Here is a 17,336-nt window from a genome sequence, read left to right on the forward strand (position 1 = left end):
GCGAGCGCGCTCCTCCTGCTCGCCGCCTGCGGTGGCTCCGGGACCACAGCCTCGACGCCGTCGGTGCGCGTCGTACCCGGTATGCCGTCCGTCGTCGACGCCCGCAACCTGTACAGCGAGATCGGCGTCGGCCGGCTGAGCCCGGCGACGAAGGGCGCCCGGTTCCGCGTCTACGTCCCGAACCTGAAGTCGAACGACGTCTACGTCATCGATCCCAAGACCCTGCAGGTCGTCGACCGCTACCCGTCCGGCGGCATCGACCCCCAGCACGTGGTGCCGTCCTACGACCTCAAGACCCTCTGGATCGCCAACGAGGACGTCCCCGGCTCGGCCGGCACCGTGGTCCCGATCGACCCGCGGACCGGCAAGCCGGGCGACCCGATCGCGGTCGACAACCCGTACAACCTGTACTTCACGCCCGACGGTCGCTCCGTGATCGTCGTCGCCGAGCAGCGGAAGCGCCTCGACTTCCTCGACCCGCACACGTTCGCCTTCCAGGCGACGCTTCCCCTCCCGGGCTGCGCCGGCCCGAACCACGGCGACTTCTCGATCGACGGGTCGTACCTGATCCTGTCGTGCGAGTTCGAGCGCGGCCTCGTGAAGGTCGACTGGCGTCGCCACGCCGTCCTCGGCTACCTGCGGGTCGCGGCGGACGCGGTGCCCCAGGACGTGCGCGTGTCGCCGAGCGGCGCCACGTTCTACGTCGCTGACCTCCAACGGGGCGGCCTGTACACCGTCGACGGCAACCGGTTCGCGGTGACCGGCTTCATCCCCACCACCATCGGCGCCCACGGCCTCGTCGTCAGCCGCGACGGCACGAAGCTCTACGTCGCCAACCGCGGGTCCCAGACCCAGGGGGTGGGGCCGGGCCACGGGCCCGGCTCGGTGAGCGTGCTCGACTTCGCGACGAACCAGGTCGTCGCCACGTGGCCCATCCCCGGCGGGGGAAGCCCGGACATGGGCAACGTCACGCCCGACGGTCGCCAGCTCTTCGTGAGCGGTCGGTTCGACGACGTCGTCTACGTCTTCGACACCAAGACCGGAGCCGAGCGGACCATCCCGGTGGGCCGTGAGCCCCACGGCGTGGCGGTCTGGCCCCAGCCCGGGCGCTACTCGCTGGGTCACACCGGCAACATGCGCTGAGGCCGCGCACGCGGCCCGGGGCGCGGCGGCGCTCCCACCGTAGACTCCGCCGCGATGGCCGACCCTGACGCCCCCGCCGCGGACGTCCCGCTGCCGCAGCTCGTGCTCGAGCTGCGCGACCTCGTCGTCGCGTACTTCCGGCAAGAGACCGTCGTCCCGCTGCAGAGCCTCGGCCGGTACGTCCTGTTCGGGCTGGCCGGTGCGTTCCTGCTCGGCACCGGGGTCATCCTCCTCGGCGTCGGCTCGTTGCGGCTGCTGCAAGCCGAGACCGGCAGCACGTTCAGCGGCGACTGGTCGTGGGCGCCCTACGGCATCGTGTTCGTCGCGCTGTGTGTCGGTGGCGCCGTCACCTGGCGAGCGCGCCGAGCCCGCCGCGCCCGAGCCTGAGGAGGCCCGCGAATGTCCAAGACCGAAGCCGCTCGCCCGATCACCCGCGACGACATCGAAGCCAAGCTCCGGCAGCTGCAGCGGAGCACCGAGGCCGGCGCCGAGGCCGCCCGCGGCGCCGGCGTGGCTGGCGGCATCGCCGCCGCGCTCCTGCTCATCGTCGTCGCCTACCTGCTCGGTCGACATCGCGGGAGGAAGCGCCGCTCGATCATCGAGATCCGGCGGATCTGACGCGCCATGGGTCTCCTCGGGCGATACGCCCGCGCCCGCCGCGACCTCTTTCTTGCTCGCGCCGCGGCCGCCGCGTTGCGCCGTGGCGTCCGGGGGTCGCGGGGCTGGCTCGTCGTCGGCGTCAGCCTCGGCGCCGTCGGGGTGTTGCGTCGTGTCCTCGCCGAGCCGGGAGCGCACGCGGCGATCGAGCTGCACTCGGGCGACGCCCTCGAGGTCCGGGTCGTGGAGCCGGCCGCGCGCTGACGGCGCGGACGCTCCCCACCGGTACCCTGGACGCCCCGATGAAGGTCCTGCTCCGCAACCCGCGGCGCGAGCTCGACGTCGACGGGCCGATCACGGTCGCCGCGCTCCTCCAGCGCCTCGAGCTGAGCCCGGAGGCCGTGCTCGTCATCGCCGGCGACGAGCTCGTCGCCCGCGACGCCCGCCTCGAGGACGCCACGACGGTCGAGATCCGCCCCGTCATCTCTGGCGGGGCAACCCGGTGAAGTGCCGCGTCTGTCGTGGCCCGGCCGTCATCGACGTCCGTCGGCACAACGCCGCGTTCTGCCGCGACCACTTCCTCGTGCACTGCCGCCAGCAGGTGCAGCGCGCCGTCGCCGACCACGACATGCTCGACGCCGGTGACCGGGTCCTCGTCGCCGTCTCGGGGGGCAAGGACTCGCTCGGGCTCTGGGACCTCCTCGGCGGGCTCGGCGTCGCCGCCGACGGCCTGTACCTCGGGCTCGGGATCGGCGACTACTCCGAGGACTCCGGGCGCTACGCCCGCGAGTACGCCGGGGACCACGGCCTGACCCTCCACGAGGTCGACCTCGACGCCGACTGGGGCTTCACGGTCCCCGACGCCGCCGCCGCCACCCATCGCGTCCCCTGCAGCGCCTGCGGGCTGTCGAAGCGACACCTGTTCAACGCGTTCGCGCTCGAGCGCGGCTACGACGTCGTCGCGACCGGGCACAACCTCGACGACGAGGCCGCGGTGCTCCTCGGGAACGTCCTCCGCTGGGAGACCGAGTACCTCGCCCGGCAGCAGCCGGTGCTGCCGGCCGGGCCCGGGTTCGTGCGCAAGGTGAAGCCCCTGGTGCGGCTCGGGGAGCGCGAGATGGCGGCCTACTGCGTGCTCCGACGCATCGACTACCAGGTCGAGGAGTGCCCGATGGCGGCCGGCAACCGCCACCTGCACTACAAGGAGGTGCTGAACGCGCTCGAGGGACGCTCGCCCGGCACGAAGGCCGCGTTCTTCCAGGGCTTCGTCGAGCGGGGCCACCCTCGGTTCGCCGACGCCGCCGTCGCCGACGACGCGCCGCTCGGGCGCTGCGCCGAGTGCGGCGCGCCGACCACGGGCGCGGTGTGCGCCTTCTGTCGGCTCCGCGCCCGCGCCAGTCGACCGTCGTGAGCGGCCGGTTCGCGCGTGGCGACCTCGTGCTCCTCGTCGACTCGAAGCGGCGGCGTCACCTCGTCACCCTCGAGCCGGGGGGCGAGTTCCACTCCCACGCCGGCATCGTCCGCCACGACGACCTGCTCGGCCGGGACGAGGGGACGACCGTGCGCACGACGCTCGGGGCTCGCATCGTCGCCGTGCGCCCGACCCTCGCCGAGTACGTGCTGGAGATGCCCCGAGGCGCCCAGGTCATCTACCCGAAGGACCTCGGCCCGATCCTCATGCTCGCCGACGTCTTCCCCGGCGCGCGCGTCCTCGAGTCGGGTGTCGGGTCCGGCGCGCTCACCCTGACGCTGCTCCGAGCGGTCGGCCCGACCGGGCACGTCACCGGCTACGAGCTGCGCGAGGACTTCGCGACCCGGGCCCGCAGCAACGTCGAGCGGCTGCTCGGCGCCGACCTGCCCCTGCGCGTCGAGGTTCGGGACGTGTACGAGGGCGTGGACGAGGAGCAGCTCGACCGCATCGTCCTCGACCTGCCCGAGCCGTGGCGCGTCGTGAAGCACGCCGAGGTCGCACTGAGGCCCGGCGGGATCGTCGTCGCGTACCTGCCCACGATCGGGCAGGTGGCGCGCCTGCGCGAGGAGCTGGCCGGGTCCGCCTTCGGCATGGCCCAGACCCTGGAGGTCATCCAGCGGGGCTGGCACGTGGACGGCCAGTCGGTGCGTCCGGACCACCGCATGGTCGGTCACACCGGCTTCCTGACCCACGCCCGCCTGCTGGGCTCGACGGGGTGAACCTCCTCGACCTGCTCCTGGTCGTCGCGATCGCCGCCGCCGCCTACAGCGGCTACCGGTTCGGGTTCGCGGCCCGGGCGCTGTCGTGGGCCGGGCTGGCCGGCGGCCTGGTCCTCGGCGTCGAGTTCGTCGACGACGTCGCCCGGTCGCTGCAGGGGTCGACCCCGCGGACCCGGCTGCTCGCCTCGCTCGCCTTCCTGCTGTTCGTCGCCGTCGCCGGCCAGAGCCTCGGCATCGCCGTCGGGTCGGTCGTGCGGCGGCACATCCCGGCGTTCGGCGGCATCCGGTTGGCCGACCGGGTCGCCGGCGCCGCCGCCGGCGTCTTCGGCGTCCTCGTCGCCATGTGGCTCCTGATTCCCGGCCTGGCGAACGCGCCGGGATGGCCCGCCCGGGCCGTCCGGGGCTCGGCGATCGTCCGCGAGATCGACCGCGTCGCCCCCACGCCGCCGTCGGCGCTCGCCACCCTCGGCCGCCTGGTCGGAGCGGGCTCGTTCCCCGAGGTGTTCCGGCGGCTCACCAGCCCCGACGTGGGGACACCCCCCGCCGGGGGGGTCCCAGCGCTCGTCGCGGCCCGGGTCGAGGCGTCAGTCGTGAAGGTGCAGGGCCGCGCCTGCGACGTCATCCAGCAGGGCAGCGGCGTCGTCGTCGGCAACGGGGTCGTGGTCACGAACGCGCACGTGGTGGCGGGGGAGCGCTCGACGACGGTGCTCGTGCCGCGACGAGGCCAGCTCGACGCCACCGTCGTCGCGTTCGACCCGGCGCGGGACGTGGCGGTGCTGCGCGTCGCTCGCGGGGAGAGCCCCCTGGCGGTCGCCGACGCCCAGGTCGACGAGCACGGCGGAGTGTTCGGCTACCCGGGGGGCGGCCCGCTGCAGGAGGCGCCGGCGCGCGTCGCCCAGCGGATCGTCGCCGAGGGCAGCGACATCTACCACTCGGCGCCGACCCGCCGCGACGTGCTCGTCCTGGCGGCGCGGCTGATGCCGGGCAACTCGGGCGGCCCGGTCGTCGACGACCGAGGTCGGGTGATCGGGATCGCGTTCGCGGTCGACCCCGGGGCCGCGTCCACGTCCTACGCGCTGGCGGTCGACGAGATGAACGCGGTGCTGCTGCCGGTCGTGGCCTCGGGCGCCAGCGCGCCGGTTGGCACGGGCTCGTGCCTGCAGGGCTGACGCGAAGCGGCCCGGGCGGGGGCCCGGGCCGGAGCGGCGGACGGGCCCGTCAGGCGGGCCCGCGGTGGGTCAGTCGACCTCGATGAAGATGCACTCGCCGGGGCACTCCTCGGCCGCCTCGATCACGGCCTCCTCGAGGCCGCCGGGGACGCCGGCCAGCCCCTCGGCGCCACCGGGGTCGCTGAAGACCTTGCCGCTCTCCTTGACGTACGCGAGCCCGTCGTCGAGCAGCGTGAAGACGTCGGGGGCGATCTCCTCGCAGAGACCGTCGCCCGTGCAGAGGTCCTGGTCGATCCAGACCTTCATCGCCACCTACTCCTGGCTGGGGACAGGGCCGCGGCGGGCCCTTCAGGACCTGAGCGTAGCCGATCCGGCCGTCATTTCTCAAGCGCAGGCGGGGTAAATTTGCGGGCGTTCGCATGCCCCGATGCGCTGGAATCCGGCGTGTAGTGTCCGGCCGAGACCCGGACGGTTCGAGTACCGGGAGGAGGTGGCACGTGGCCCCGGAGCACGAGCGACGCCTCGCCGAGTACGAGCGTCAGGTCGGAGAGCTCCAGTCGCAGGTCAAGGCGCTGGAGGAGGAGGTCGTGATCCTCCGCCGCCGCCTCCAGGACGCCCCGAAGCGGGTCCGGACCCTCGAGGAGCGCCTCCTCGAGACGAAGGGGCAGCTGGCCCAGGCCGTCTCCCAGAACGAGCGCCTCTCCGCGACGCTCCGTGAGGCGCGTGAGCACATCGCGGCGCTGCGCGAGGAGGTCGAGAAGCTCACGATGCCGCCGTCGGCCTACGGCGCGTTCCTCGGCTCGAACGACGACGGCACCGTCGACATCTTCACCGCCGGGCGCAAGATGCGGGTCTCGGTCCACCCCGAGGTCGACGTGGAGGCCCTCGAGCGCGGCCAGGAGGTCGCCCTCAACGAGTCACTGAACGTGGTGCTCGCCCGCGGCCTCGAGGTGTCGGGTGAGGTGGTCGTCCTGAAGGAGATGCTCGAAGACGAGCGAAGGGTCCTCGTCGTCGGGCGAGCCGACGAGGAGCGGGTGTGCGAGCTCGCCGGCGCGCTCGTGGGCCAGCCGATCCGGGTCGGCGACCACCTCCTGTACGACACCCGCTCGGGCCTGGTGGTGGAGCGGCTGCCCCGCCCCGAGGTCGAGGAGCTCGTCCTCGAGGAGGTGCCCGACGTCAGCTACCAGGACGTCGGCGGCCTCGACAACCAGATCGAGCAGATCCGCGACGCGGTCGAGCTGCCGTACCTCTACGCGGAGCTGTTCCAGGAGCACCAGCTGCAGCCGCCGAAGGGGATCCTCCTGTACGGGCCCCCCGGGTGCGGCAAGACGCTGATCGCCAAGGCCGTCGCGAACTCGCTGGCCAAGCGCGTCGCCGAGAAGACCCAGAACGCGTCGGCCCGCTCGTACTTCCTGAACATCAAGGGCCCGGAGCTGCTCAACAAGTACGTGGGCGAGACCGAGCGCCAGATCCGGCTCATCTTCCAGCGCGCCCGCGAGAAGTCCGAGGAGGGCGTCCCCGTCATCGTCTTCTTCGACGAGATGGACTCGCTGTTCCGGACCCGGGGCACGGGGATCTCGTCGGACATCGAGAGCACGATCGTGCCGCAGCTGCTGGCCGAGATCGACGGCGTCGAGAGCCTGAAGAACGTGATCGTCATCGGCGCGTCGAACCGCGAGGATCTCATCGACCCCGCCATCCTCCGGCCCGGTCGCCTCGACGTGAAGATCAAGATCGAGCGCCCGGACCAGGCCAGCGCCAAGCAGATCTTCTCCCGCTACCTGACCGTGGCGCTGCCGCTCGCCGAGGCCGAGGCCAGCGCCCACGGGACCCCGGCCGAGGCGGTCGAGCAGATGATCGGCGCCGCCGTCACCCACATGTACAGCGACGAGGACGACAACCAGTTCCTCGAGGTCACCTACCAGAACGGGGACAAGGAGATCCTCTACTTCCGGGACTTCGCCTCGGGCGCCATGATCGAGAACATCGTGCGCCGCGCCAAGAAGCTGTCGATCAAGCGGCAGATCGAGGGGGGGCCGAAGGGCATCGGCACCGACGATCTCATCGCGTCGATCCGACAGGAGTTCCGCGAGCACGAGGACCTGCCGAACACGACGAACCCCGACGACTGGGCGAAGATCTCGGGCAAGAAGGGCGAGCGGATCGTGTTCGTCCGCACCCTCCTCGCCGAGGGCGACGAGGCCACCGGCGGACGCCAGATCGAGCGGGTCACGACCGGCCAGTACCTCTAACCGAGGGCCGAGGACCCGAGCGCGCCGTCGGTAGGCTGGAGTTCGTGGCCGTCCCCAAAGTCTGCGGCACGGAGACCGAGTACGGCGTGGTGCTGCGCGGCGCCCCCGACCCGAACCCGGTGCTGGCGTCGTCGGTGCTCATCAACAGCTACGTCGAGCAGCGCAAGGTCGGCTGGGACTTCGAGGACGAGAGCCCCGGCCGTGACGCCCGCGGCTACGCGCGGGAGGGCACCCAGGCTCCCGAGATCGAGACCCACCTCGTCAACACGGTCCTGACGAACGGCGCCCGGTACTACGTCGACCACGCCCACCCCGAGTACTCGACGCCGGAGTGCGCCGACGCGCTCGAGCTGGTGCTGGCCGACAAGGCGGGCGAGCGAGTGCTGGCCCGCTCGATGCAGGCCGCCGGTCGGCTCCTCGAGCCCGGGCAGTCGATCGTGGTCTACAAGAACAACTCCGACGGCAAGGGCAACTCGTACGGGTGCCACGAGAACTACCTCGTCGACCGGGCGGTCCCGTTCTCGAGCCTCGTGCGATACCTGCTCCCGTGGTTCGTCACCCGGCAGGTCTTCACCGGGGCCGGCAAGGTGGGCTCCGAGAACGGCGCCGCGCCCGTCGACTACCAGCTGAGCCAGCGGGCTGACTTCTTCGAGGAGGAGGTGGGGCTCGAGACCACGCTGAAGCGCCCGATCGTCAACACCCGCGACGAGCCGCACGCCGACCCGCAGCAGTACCGGCGGCTGCACGTGATCGCCGGTGACGCCAACCTCTGCGAGGTGGCGACGTTCCTGAAGGTGGGCACGACCGCCGTCGTCCTCGGCATGATCGAGGACGAGTTCCTCGACCTCGGGATGGCGGGCACCCGCAAGGAGTGGTCGCTCGCCGGGCCGGTCCCCGCGATGCGCACCGTCTCGCACGACCCGACCTGTCGCGCCACCGTCGAGCTCGCCGACGGCAGCCGCATGACCGCGGTCGAGCTCCAGTGGGAGTTCCTCCGGCTGGCCCAGAAGTACGCCGACGAGACCGGGCTCGAGCTGTGCGGCGGCGAGGACGTCGGCGGCCAGGTCCTCACCCGGTGGGAGGCGGTCCTCGGCGGGCTGGAGCGGGACCCGGCGTCCCTCGACGGGCAGCTGGACTGGGTCACGAAGCGGACCCTCCTCGACGCCTACGTGGCTCGGGACTCCCTGTCCTGGAGCGACCCGAAGCTCGCCCTCCTCGACCTGCAGTACCACGACGTGCGCCCCGACCGCTCCCTCTACGAGCGGCTCGTGCGCGCCGGCAACGTCGAGCGGCTCGTCGACGAGGCCGACGTGCTCCAGGCCATCACCGAGCCGCCCGGCTCGACCCGGGCCTACTTTCGGGGCATGTGCCTCGCCCGCTGGCCCGAGGCGGTGGTCGCCGCCAACTGGGACAGCCTCATCCTCGACGTGGGCGGCGACCCGCTCAAGCGCATCCCGATGATGGAGCCGCTCCGGGGCACCCGAGCGCACGTCAAGCCGCTGTTCGAGAGCGTCGATACTCCGGCCGAGCTCGTCGCCCGGCTGGCGTCGTAGTCTGACGCCCGGAGGAACCTCGATGGCCGAACAGCAACGCCGACAACGCCCAGCGCCGAAGGAGCGCGTGGAGGAGACCGAGGAGCTCCCCGCGACGTCCGAGCGCGGCGAGAAGCTGAAGGACGAGCTCGACGACCTCCTGGACGAGATCGACGAGGTGCTCGAGTCGAACGCCGAGGACTTCGTGAAGTCGTACGTCCAGAAAGGTGGTCAATAGGCGGTTTGTCCGCTTCTTGACCCCGTGTAGGCTCGCTCGGTGCCCGGTGAGTCGCCCCTCCCGAACTTTCCCGCCGGCGGCGACCCGGGGCCCTCGTTCGTCGACCTGCTGCGCCGGACGGGAACGGGCGCCGACCCCCTGCCCGCGGGCGGCGACGGGACCCCGGGCCTGATCGCCCCGCACGGCACCACGGTCCTCGCCATCCGCTACGGCGAGGGGGTGGTGATGGCCGGCGACCGCCGCGCCACCTCCGGCCTGGCGATCGCCAGCCGCCGCATCGAGAAGGTGTTCCCGGCCGACGACACCTCCGGCGTCGCCATCGCCGGCGTCGCCGGCCCGTCGGTGGAGCTGGTCCGGCTGTTCCAGACCCAGCTCGAGCACTACGAGAAGATCGAGGGCGAGCCGCTCTCGCTCGAGGGGAAGGCGAACCAGCTCGGCCAGCTCGTGCGCAGCAACCTGCCGGCCGCCCTGCAGGGGCTCGTCGTGGTGCCGCTCTTCGCCGGGTTCGACGAGCGGCGCCACCGGGGGCGGGTGTTCAGCTTCGACGTGACCGGCGGCAAGTACGAGGAGTCGGACTTCACGGCCAACGGCTCCGGCGGCGTGCACGCCCGCAACTGGATCAAGGCCACGTGGCGGGTCGACCTGGGACGGGACGAGGCGATCGACCTCGCCCTCCGGGCGCTGTTCGCGGCGGCCGACGAGGACGCCGCCACCGGCGGCCCCGACCTCATCCGACGGATCTTCCCCACCGTCGCCGTGATCGACCCCACCGGGTTCCAGGCCATCGACGACGACGCGATCGCTCAGCGCTCGGACGCGCTGATCGGCGGGCGCGAGGAGGGGGGCGGCCTATGACCATGCCCTTCTACGTGCCGCCCGAGCAGGTGATGAAGGACCGCGCCGACTACGCGCGCAAGGGCATCGCCCGTGGCCGCAGCCTCATCGCGATGAGCGCCAGCGAGGGGATCGTGATCGTCGCCGAGAACCCCTCTCGCACGCTCTACAAGATCAGCGAGATCTACGACCACATCGCGTTCGCCGGGGTCGGCAAGTACAACGAGTTCGAGATGCTGCGGATCGCCGGCGTCCGGCAGGCTGACATCAAGGGCTACTCGTTCGCCCGCGAGGACGTGAACGCCCGCTCCCTCGCGAACGCGTACGCGCAGACGCTCGGTCAGGTCTTCACGCACGAGATGAAGCCCTACGAGGTCGAGATCCTCGTCGCGCAGGTGGGCGCCACGCCCGACGACGACGAGATGTTCCACATCCTCTACGACGGCGTCGTCATGGACAAGGAGGGCTTCACCGTCCTCGGCGGGCAGGCCGACGCGGTCAGCGGGGTGATGGAGGAGCGCTACCAGCCCGACCTCGACCTCGCGGGCGCGGTCCGGCTCGGCGCGTCGGTCCTGGCCGGCAGCGACGGGACGCCGCTCGCCGCGAGCCAGCTCGAGGTGGCGCTCCTCGACCGCCGTCGCCCCCGCCGCGCCTTCCACCGGGTCAAGGGCAGCGAGCTCGAGGGTCTCCTCGCCGCCGCCTGAGCCCTAGCCCGCGAGCATCCGCAGCAGCGGCGTCAGCCCCGCCACCAGGAGGAGGGCCAGCGCCACCCACGCGATCCACCGGCGGGATCGGGTCGCGTCCGGACCGGCCCACTCGCGCGGGGCGGCCAGGGCGGCGTCGACCTCGGTGGCGAGCATGACGAGCTCGGCGTCGTCGAGCTGATCGGCGGGGACGAACACGTCCACCCGGGCCATCTCGCCGATGTTGAACCCGTACGGACCGCCGAGCGCGCCCCGCAGCTGGACGTCGATGCCCTCGGACTGGAGGCGGGCCGCCACGAGGTGGGCCCCGAAGGACCCGCTGATCGACGTGAGCCGAGCCATCGGGATCACGTCCCGGCAGCCTACGACGGCCGGCCCGCCGATCCGGCGGTGTGATCACGGCTGCCGCGGGGCCTCGGGCCGGGTGGTCTAGAACGGGTGGCGGATGCGTCGCACCGTCGCGGGAGCCCTCGCCGTGCTCGCCGCCGCGGCCGTGGTCGGCGCCGCCGCCGCCGGCGCCACGCCGAGGAAGCAGTCGCCGGCGAAGTACGCCAAGACCGTGTGCGGGACGTACTCGCAGCTGGAGAGCGCCTTCCGCCAGTACGCCGACGGGATCGGCACGCTCGACCCGAGCCAGAACGGCGCCTACGAGCTCCAAGCCGCGGCCAAGACCAACGCCCTCCTGGCGACGGTCAAGGCCGGCGAGGCGACGCTGCAGGGCGCCTACCCCGACGTCGCGCACGGCAAGCGGGTCGGCGTGCTGCTCACCGCGAACGCCACCGAGATCGACGGCGCCGTGACCGCGGCGCTGCAGCAGCTGCAGTTCGGCGGGGCGGCCGCGGTGGTGCAGTTCCAGGTCGCGATCCAGACCCTCGGGTCCAAGATCACGGACCCGTTCAGCCAGGTGAAGGACCGCAACCTGATCAGCGCCTTCCAGAAGGAGAGGTCCTGCAAGGACGTCGTCCACGTCGTCCCGGCCTGACCGGCCCGTCGAGGGGGACGGAGCCCGAGGCGCCCGGGTCGAGGCCGGTACGCTCGGGGGGTGGAGCGCCGCATCTTCGGGCTCGAGAACGAGTACGGGGTCACGTGCACCCTGCGCGGGCAGCGGCGTCTGAGCCCGGACGAGGTCGCTCGGTACCTGTTCCGCCGGGTGGTCTCCTGGGGCCGCTCCAGCAACGTGTTCCTCGAGAACGGCGCCCGGCTCTACCTCGACGTCGGCAGCCACCCCGAGTACGCCACCCCCGAGTGCGACTCGATCGCCGACCTCGTCGTGCACGACAAGGCGGGGGAGCGCATCCTCGAGGGGCTGGTGCGGAGCGCCGAGCAGCGGCTCCGCGAGGAGGGGATCCGGGGCGAGGTCTTCCTCTTCAAGAACAACACCGACTCGGCGGGGAACTCGTACGGGTGCCACGAGAACTACCTGGTCGAGCGGGAGGGCGACTTCACGAAGTTCACGGACGTCCTGATCCCGTTCCTCGTGACCCGCCAGGTCTACGCCGGTGCCGGCAAGGTGCTGCAGACCGCGCGCGGGGCCATGTACTGCATCAGCCAGCGGGCCGAGCACATCTGGGAGGGGGTCTCGAGCGCCACGACCCGGTCCCGGCCGATCATCAACACCCGCGACGAGCCGCACGCCGACGCGGAGCGGTTCCGGCGGCTCCACGTCATCGTGGGCGATTCGAACATGAGCGAGTACACGACGTTCCTGAAGGTCGGGACCTCGTCGATCATGCTGCGCATGCTGGAGGAGGACCCGAGTCCGTGGCGTGACCTGACGCTCGAGAACCCGATCCGGGCGATCCGCGAGATCAGCCACGACATGACCTGTCGCCGACGGGTGCGGCTCGCGAACGGTCGCGAGCTCTCGGCGGTCGAGGTCCAGGCCGAGTACCTGAACCGGGCCCTGCGGTTCGCCAAGAAGCGAGGCCTGGGCCCTCTCGAGCAGCAGGCGCTCGACATGTGGGAGCACGTCATGACCCACCTCGAGAACGACCCGCTGAAGCTCCGGAGCGAGATCGACTGGGTGATCAAGTACCACCTGCTGGAGGCGTACCGCGACCGGCACGACCTGCCGCTCACGCACCCGCAGGTGGCGCTGGTGGACCTCGCCTACCACGACGTGACGCGCGCCCGCTCGCTCTACTACCTGCTGGAGCGGCGGGGGCAGGTCGACCGGACCGCGACCGACGCCGACATCGACGACGCGGTGGCGAACCCGCCCCAGACCACGCGGGCCCGCTTGCGCGGCTCGTTCATCAAGCGGGCGAAGGAGCGCAAGCGCGACTACACCGTGGACTGGGTGCACCTGAAGCTGAACGACCAGGCCCAGCGCACCGTCCTGTGCAAGGACCCGTTCAAGGCGCGTGACGAGCGCGTCGAGCGACTCATCGCGTCTCTCTAGCGGTGAGCTCGACCGGGCGCCTCGAGCGGCTGGTGAACCTGACCGCCACGCTGCTCGACACGCGCCGTCCGCTCACCCTCGAGGAGCTGTCCGATCGCCTCGAGCCGTCGTACCCGGCGGAGAAGGTGGCGCGCCGTCGCGCCTTCGAGCGCGACAAGGAGACGCTCCGCAACCTCGGGGTCCCGGTCCTGACCGTGCCGGTCGACGCGCTGACGAACGAGCTCGGCTACCGGATCCGCCCCGAGGACTACTACCTCGCCGACCCTGGGCTCACCGCGCCGGAGCAGGCCGCGCTGCACGTGGCCGTCACCGCGGTTCGCCTCGAGGGCGGGGACGCCGACGAGGGGCTCCAGAAGCTCGGTGGCGTGGAGGGCGCGCCGGCACCGGTGCTGGCGGCGCTCGAGGTGACGAGCGGCCTCGCCGAGCTCTTCGACGCGGTCGCGAGGCGACGCAGCGTGACGTTCGAGTACCGGGGCGAGGCCCGGTCGCTCGATCCGTACGGCGTCGTGCACCGGTTCGGCCACTGGTACGTCGTCGGGCGCGACCGCGACAAGGACGCGCTCCGGTCCTTCCGCGTGGACCGGCTCGACGGACCGGCGCGAGCGGGGCCCGAGCGCGAGGTCGAGCCGCCCCCCGACTTCGACCTCGCCGCCGCGCTGCGGGCCGACCCGCTGACCTACGGGGACGACGAGCCCGTCCGGGCCCGGGTGCGCGTCGACGCGTCGCGGGCGGCCTGGGTCGTCGACACGCTCGGAGAGCCCGCGGTCGTCGAGCGGGGTGACGACGGCAGCGTCGTCGTCGAGCTGGCGGTCGTGAACCGGGACGCGTTCCGGTCCTTCGTCCTCGGGCTCCTCGAGCACGCCGAGGTCCTCGAGCCGCCCGAGCTGCGCGCGGACGTGGTCGACTGGCTGCGCGCCGCCGCCGGATGACGCCGCCGCCCGCCGCCGCTCGCCTCCGCCGGCTGCTGGCGATGGTGCCGTGGATCCTCACCCACCCGGGCACCACGATCCGCGAGCTGGCCCTGCGCTTCGACGCCCCCGAGGCCGAGGTCGAGGCCGACCTCGAGCTCCTGCCGATGTGCGGCCTGCCGCCGTACACGGCCGATCGGCTCATCGACGTCTGGGTGGGCGAGGACGGCACGGTCGAGATCCGCCTGGCCGAGTACTTCGAGCGCCCGCTGCGCCTCACCCCGTCCGAGGGCGTCGCCCTCCTCGCCGCGGGACGGTCGCTGCTGGCGGTGCCCGGCTCGGACCCGGCCGGCCCGCTGGCGACCGCCCTCGACAAGCTCGAGCGGGCGCTCGGCGCCCAGGGGGCGCTGGCGATCGATGTCGGCACCGGCGACCACCTCGAGCGGCTGACGCGGGCCGCCGAGGCGGGGGAGCAGCTCGAGCTCGACTACTACTCGTTCGCGCGTGACGAGATGACGACCCGGGTCGTCGACCCGATCCGCGTCTTCCACGCCCTCGGCGCCTGGTACCTCGCCGCCTACTGCCACCGGGCGCACGCCGACCGCCTGTTCCGGGTCGACCGGGTCCGTGCCGTCCGTCCGACCGGGGCCCGCGCCGAGACGCACGCCGACGGTGACGACGAGGCGCGCACCGACCTCGTCTACCGACCCGAGCCGTCGGACCCCCGCGTCACGCTGCGCCTCGATCCGGCCGCGGCGTGGGTAGTCGAGAGCCTGCCGACCGAGGACGCCCGGCCGCGACGCGGCGGGGGATGGGACGTCGTGCTGGCCGTCAGCGGGCCCGCGTTCCTCGAGCGGCTGCTCCTGCAGCTCGGGCCGGCGGCGACCGTCGTCGGACCACCCGACGCCGCGGCCGCGCGCGCCGCCGCGGCCCGGCGGATCCTCGCCCGGTACGAGCGGGGCTGATCGCGTGGCGCCGCATCGCACGTGGGAGGATGGGCGCGTGGAGCCGTCCTCGTGACGTCAGTGCCGCCGGGCCCCGAGGCCGACTCGCCGACCCTCCACGACGCCACCTACCTCGCCCCGCACGGAGCGGTCGCCGACACGGCGCCGACCCCGGTCACCGACGACGGGTCCGGACGTCGGCGGACCTCGCGGCGGGACCGGACGAAACGGCTCATCCTCGAGTGGGTCGTGCTCATCGCCGCCGCCCTGCTCATCGCGTTCCTCATCAAGACCTTCCTGTTCCAGGCGTTCTACATCCCGTCGGCGTCGATGGAGCCCACGCTGAAGGTGGGCGACCGGGTGCTCGTCAACAAGCTGAGCTACGACTTCCACGACGTGCACCGCGGCGACGTGGTGGTGTTCAAGGCGCCGCCGAGCGCACAGAGCGGCAACATCCAGGACCTCGTCAAGCGCGTCATCGGGCTCCCCGGCGAGACCGTCACCGGCCGCCCGGACGGCAGCGTCTACGTGAACGGGCGGCGGCTCTCCGAGCCTTACCTCGTGAAGGGCACCCCGACGGACATCCGGGACGTGCCGCCGGGCTGCGGGCGCCCGGCCGACGGGAGCGCGGGGTGTGTCGTCCCCCCCGGGCAGGTCCTCGTGCTCGGTGACAACCGGACGGAGTCGAAGGACGGCCGGGTGTTCGGCCCGATCCGGGAGTCCTCGATCGTCGGGCGGGTCTTCGTGCGCATCTGGCCGCTCGGCAGCTTCTCGTTCCTCTAGTCGGGCGTCGGGTTCGCCCACTCGGCCACGACCGCCACCATGCGCTCGACGTGGTCGGAGTACACGGCGTCCACCCCGTCCTCCAGCATCGCCCGCAGGTGCCGCACCTCCTGGACGTCCCACGCGAAGACGCGGACGTCGAAGCGGTGGAACAGCGACACCAGCCCCTTGTTCCACTCGGTGTGGTGCAGGTTCATGGCGTCGAGACCGGCGTCGGCCACATCGGCGGCGTGCCGCTCCATCGACGCCGGCAGCTTCCGGCGGACCGTCGAGTGCACGAGCCGCACGTCGGGGGCCCGCTCCCGGAGGTCGCGCAGCTCGTCGAAGCGCGGTGAGCACAGCCACGTGCGCGCCGGCACGCCCGCCCGTCGCACGACGTCGATGATCGGCTCGACGACCTGGGCGTCCTTGAGGTCCACCGAGAGCTCGTAGTCGCAGCCGAGCTCGTCGTAGAGGTCGACGAGCCGCGGGACGCCGTGACGGGCGAGCCGGGCCGCCGTCGACTCCTCCACCCGCAGCTTCCAGAGGCCGAACAGCGGGCCGCGCACCCCGGCGTCGTGGGTCAGGACGACCTGCCCGTCGGCGCTCAGCCAGGCGTCGGTCTCCAGCCCTGCCGCGCCCTCGTCGAGGCCGGCGCGGAAGGCCGGGATCGTGTTCTCGGGGTGGAGGAAGCGGGCGCCCCGGTGGGCGAAGGTGATCGGCGGCACGGGGCCGAATCCTGGCCCAACGCCGGCCTCAAGTGCCCTCCGGGGGGTGCCGATGCACGGTCCATGGCAGTCGTGATCAAGGCCGACTGCCCGGGCTGCGGGGTGGTTCGGCTGGGAACCGGCGACCTCACGGTGCGGGTCTGCGCCGACGACGGATCGGGCGCCTACTGCTTCCGGTGCCGGGACTGCGGCGCCGCCGTCAACCACGTCGCGACCCCCTCGGTGTGCGAGCTGCTCGTCATGGCGGGGTGTCGCCAGGTCGAGTGGCGCTGGCCCGAGGAGCTCTCCGAGCGCCGTGACGGCCCCGCGCTCACCGTCGACGACCTCCTCGACTTCCACGTGCTGCTGCGCGACGACGAGTGGAGCGCCCGCCTGGCGGCGCTCACCGACACCGCCGACTCGGGCTGACGGTCCGCCCCGACGGGGGCGCTGCGGGAGGGCGGCGGTACGATCGCGCCGGCCCCGCCCGAAAGGAGCGTTTCGTGTCGCTCGGCCCGGCCGAGAGCCTGTGCGTGCTCGTCGTCACGCCGTGCAGGCCGAGGCGACGCCGGGACGCCGGGCCGGCCCCGCTCCTCACCACGGTGAGCCCCGCCCCGATCCCGCCGACTGACGGTCTCGAGGCCTCGGCGTAGCAGGTGTCCCCGCAGAACCCCGACGGCCGGATGACGGTTGTCGAGCACCTCGCTGAGCTGCGCCGCCGGGTCATCGTGTCGCTGGTCGGGTTCGTGTTCGCGGCGTCGCTGGCCTACTGGTTCGCGCCCGACATCATCCGGTTCTTCCTCCACTACTACACAGACGTCACCCACGGCCGCCAGCAGCACTTCATCTTCACCGGCCCCGTCGACGCGTTCGTGACCCGGCTCAAGGTCGCCACCTACGCCGGGATCATCGGGTCGCTGCCCATCTGGCTGTGGGAGCTGTGGCGCTTCATCAC

23 protein-coding genes are annotated in these 17,336 nt (G+C 72.5%); 20 read left to right on the forward strand and 3 right to left on the reverse strand.

The features are described from left to right. Window positions 1-81 precede the first annotated feature (81 nt). The 8 genes from VG869_04850 to VG869_04885 are packed head-to-tail and all read left to right on the forward strand — an operon-like array spanning window position 82 to window position 5,099. A complete protein-coding gene (locus tag VG869_04850; GenBank protein ID HEV3450515.1) occupies window positions 82-1,143 on the forward strand; it encodes a hypothetical protein in 1,062 nt (353 codons plus the stop codon). Between the two features lie 54 nt (window positions 1,144-1,197). Beyond that, on the forward strand, window positions 1,198-1,530 hold the full coding sequence (locus tag VG869_04855; protein HEV3450516.1) for a hypothetical protein: 333 nt from the start codon (window positions 1,198-1,200) through the stop codon (window positions 1,528-1,530). Between the two features lie 12 nt (window positions 1,531-1,542). Then, complete coding sequence (locus VG869_04860; protein ID HEV3450517.1) at window positions 1,543-1,761, forward strand: hypothetical protein; 219 nt, start codon at window positions 1,543-1,545, stop codon at window positions 1,759-1,761. 6 nt (window positions 1,762-1,767) lie between these two features. Then, window positions 1,768-2,004 carry a hypothetical protein gene (locus VG869_04865; GenBank protein HEV3450518.1) on the forward strand — a complete coding sequence of 79 codons (237 nt, stop codon included), beginning with the start codon at window positions 1,768-1,770 and terminating at the stop codon, window positions 2,002-2,004. Between the two features lie 38 nt (window positions 2,005-2,042). Beyond that, window positions 2,043-2,246, forward strand: coding sequence for a MoaD/ThiS family protein (locus tag VG869_04870; protein HEV3450519.1), 204 nt, complete (start codon window positions 2,043-2,045; stop codon window positions 2,244-2,246). Further along, window positions 2,243-3,151, forward strand: coding sequence for a tRNA(Ile)-lysidine synthetase (locus tag VG869_04875; GenBank protein ID HEV3450520.1), 909 nt, complete (start codon window positions 2,243-2,245; stop codon window positions 3,149-3,151). The genes VG869_04870 and VG869_04875 overlap by 4 nt, the downstream gene beginning before the upstream one ends. Continuing rightward, the gene (locus tag VG869_04880; GenBank protein ID HEV3450521.1) at window positions 3,148-3,930 is read left to right on the forward strand and encodes a tRNA (adenine-N1)-methyltransferase; all 783 of its coding nucleotides are present in this window, start codon (window positions 3,148-3,150) and stop codon (window positions 3,928-3,930) included. The genes VG869_04875 and VG869_04880 overlap by 4 nt, the downstream gene beginning before the upstream one ends. After that, entirely contained in the window at window positions 3,927-5,099 is a 1,173-nt protein-coding gene (locus VG869_04885) for a MarP family serine protease (protein HEV3450522.1), read from the forward strand. Before VG869_04880 ends, VG869_04885 begins: the two co-directional genes overlap by 4 nt. Before the next feature lie 69 nt (window positions 5,100-5,168). On the opposite strand, the gene VG869_04890 is transcribed toward VG869_04885, so the two are convergent. After that, window positions 5,169-5,405, reverse strand: a complete 237-nt coding sequence (locus tag VG869_04890; protein ID HEV3450523.1) for a ferredoxin — start codon at window positions 5,403-5,405, stop codon at window positions 5,169-5,171. A 143-nt stretch (window positions 5,406-5,548) separates the two neighbouring features. Here VG869_04890 and arc point away from each other — a divergent pair, with 143 nt between their 5' ends. Genes arc through prcA form a run of 5 tightly spaced genes read left to right on the forward strand, consistent with a single transcriptional unit; the run spans window position 5,549 to window position 10,659 of the window. After that, window positions 5,549-7,351 (forward strand): proteasome ATPase, encoded by a 1,803-nt coding sequence (arc, locus tag VG869_04895; protein HEV3450524.1) that lies wholly within the window; start codon window positions 5,549-5,551, stop codon window positions 7,349-7,351. A 44-nt stretch (window positions 7,352-7,395) separates the two neighbouring features. After that, window positions 7,396-8,904, forward strand: coding sequence for a depupylase/deamidase Dop (gene dop / locus VG869_04900; GenBank protein HEV3450525.1), 1,509 nt, complete (start codon window positions 7,396-7,398; stop codon window positions 8,902-8,904). Window positions 8,905-8,926: 22 nt separating this feature from the next. Next, on the forward strand, window positions 8,927-9,121 hold the full coding sequence (locus VG869_04905) for a ubiquitin-like protein Pup (protein HEV3450526.1): 195 nt from the start codon (window positions 8,927-8,929) through the stop codon (window positions 9,119-9,121). Between the two features lie 39 nt (window positions 9,122-9,160). Then, on the forward strand, window positions 9,161-9,976 hold the full coding sequence (gene prcB / locus VG869_04910) for a proteasome subunit beta (protein ID HEV3450527.1): 816 nt from the start codon (window positions 9,161-9,163) through the stop codon (window positions 9,974-9,976). Beyond that, a complete protein-coding gene (prcA, locus tag VG869_04915) occupies window positions 9,973-10,659 on the forward strand; it encodes a proteasome subunit alpha (protein ID HEV3450528.1) in 687 nt (228 codons plus the stop codon). Before prcB ends, prcA begins: the two co-directional genes overlap by 4 nt. 3 nt (window positions 10,660-10,662) lie before the next feature. On the opposite strand, the gene VG869_04920 is transcribed toward prcA, so the two are convergent. Then, window positions 10,663-11,001 (reverse strand): DUF2007 domain-containing protein, encoded by a 339-nt coding sequence (locus VG869_04920; GenBank protein HEV3450529.1) that lies wholly within the window; start codon window positions 10,999-11,001, stop codon window positions 10,663-10,665. Between the two features lie 103 nt (window positions 11,002-11,104). Here VG869_04920 and VG869_04925 point away from each other — a divergent pair, with 103 nt between their 5' ends. From VG869_04925 to lepB, 5 genes are read left to right on the forward strand one after another with little or no spacing between them, the layout of a single operon-like run. Next, window positions 11,105-11,641, forward strand: coding sequence for a hypothetical protein (locus VG869_04925; protein HEV3450530.1), 537 nt, complete (start codon window positions 11,105-11,107; stop codon window positions 11,639-11,641). Window positions 11,642-11,701: 60 nt separating this feature from the next. Further along, window positions 11,702-13,060 carry a Pup--protein ligase gene (gene pafA / locus VG869_04930; protein HEV3450531.1) on the forward strand — a complete coding sequence of 453 codons (1,359 nt, stop codon included), beginning with the start codon at window positions 11,702-11,704 and terminating at the stop codon, window positions 13,058-13,060. Between the two features lie 2 nt (window positions 13,061-13,062). After that, on the forward strand, window positions 13,063-13,989 hold the full coding sequence (locus tag VG869_04935; protein HEV3450532.1) for a WYL domain-containing transcriptional regulator: 927 nt from the start codon (window positions 13,063-13,065) through the stop codon (window positions 13,987-13,989). Further along, window positions 13,986-14,933: a WYL domain-containing protein gene (locus VG869_04940; GenBank protein HEV3450533.1), complete on the forward strand. Its 948-nt coding sequence runs from the start codon at window positions 13,986-13,988 to the stop codon at window positions 14,931-14,933. The genes VG869_04935 and VG869_04940 overlap by 4 nt, the downstream gene beginning before the upstream one ends. A 51-nt stretch (window positions 14,934-14,984) precedes the next feature. Further along, on the forward strand, window positions 14,985-15,695 hold the full coding sequence (lepB, locus tag VG869_04945) for a signal peptidase I (protein HEV3450534.1): 711 nt from the start codon (window positions 14,985-14,987) through the stop codon (window positions 15,693-15,695). Here lepB and VG869_04950 read toward each other — a convergent pair. Further along, window positions 15,692-16,402, reverse strand: coding sequence for a glycerophosphodiester phosphodiesterase (locus VG869_04950; GenBank protein ID HEV3450535.1), 711 nt, complete (start codon window positions 16,400-16,402; stop codon window positions 15,692-15,694). The genes lepB and VG869_04950 overlap by 4 nt on opposite strands. A 63-nt stretch (window positions 16,403-16,465) precedes the next feature. Here VG869_04950 and VG869_04955 point away from each other — a divergent pair, with 63 nt between their 5' ends. Further along, window positions 16,466-16,810: a hypothetical protein gene (locus VG869_04955; GenBank protein ID HEV3450536.1), complete on the forward strand. Its 345-nt coding sequence runs from the start codon at window positions 16,466-16,468 to the stop codon at window positions 16,808-16,810. Between the two features lie 227 nt (window positions 16,811-17,037). Continuing rightward, the coding region (locus VG869_04960) for a twin-arginine translocase subunit TatC (GenBank protein ID HEV3450537.1) at window positions 17,038-17,336 on the forward strand (299 nt) is incomplete at its 3' end.

This window comes from Acidimicrobiia bacterium (genome assembly GCA_035948415.1).
Lineage (GTDB): Bacteria > Actinomycetota > Acidimicrobiia > IMCC26256 > PALSA-555 > PALSA-555.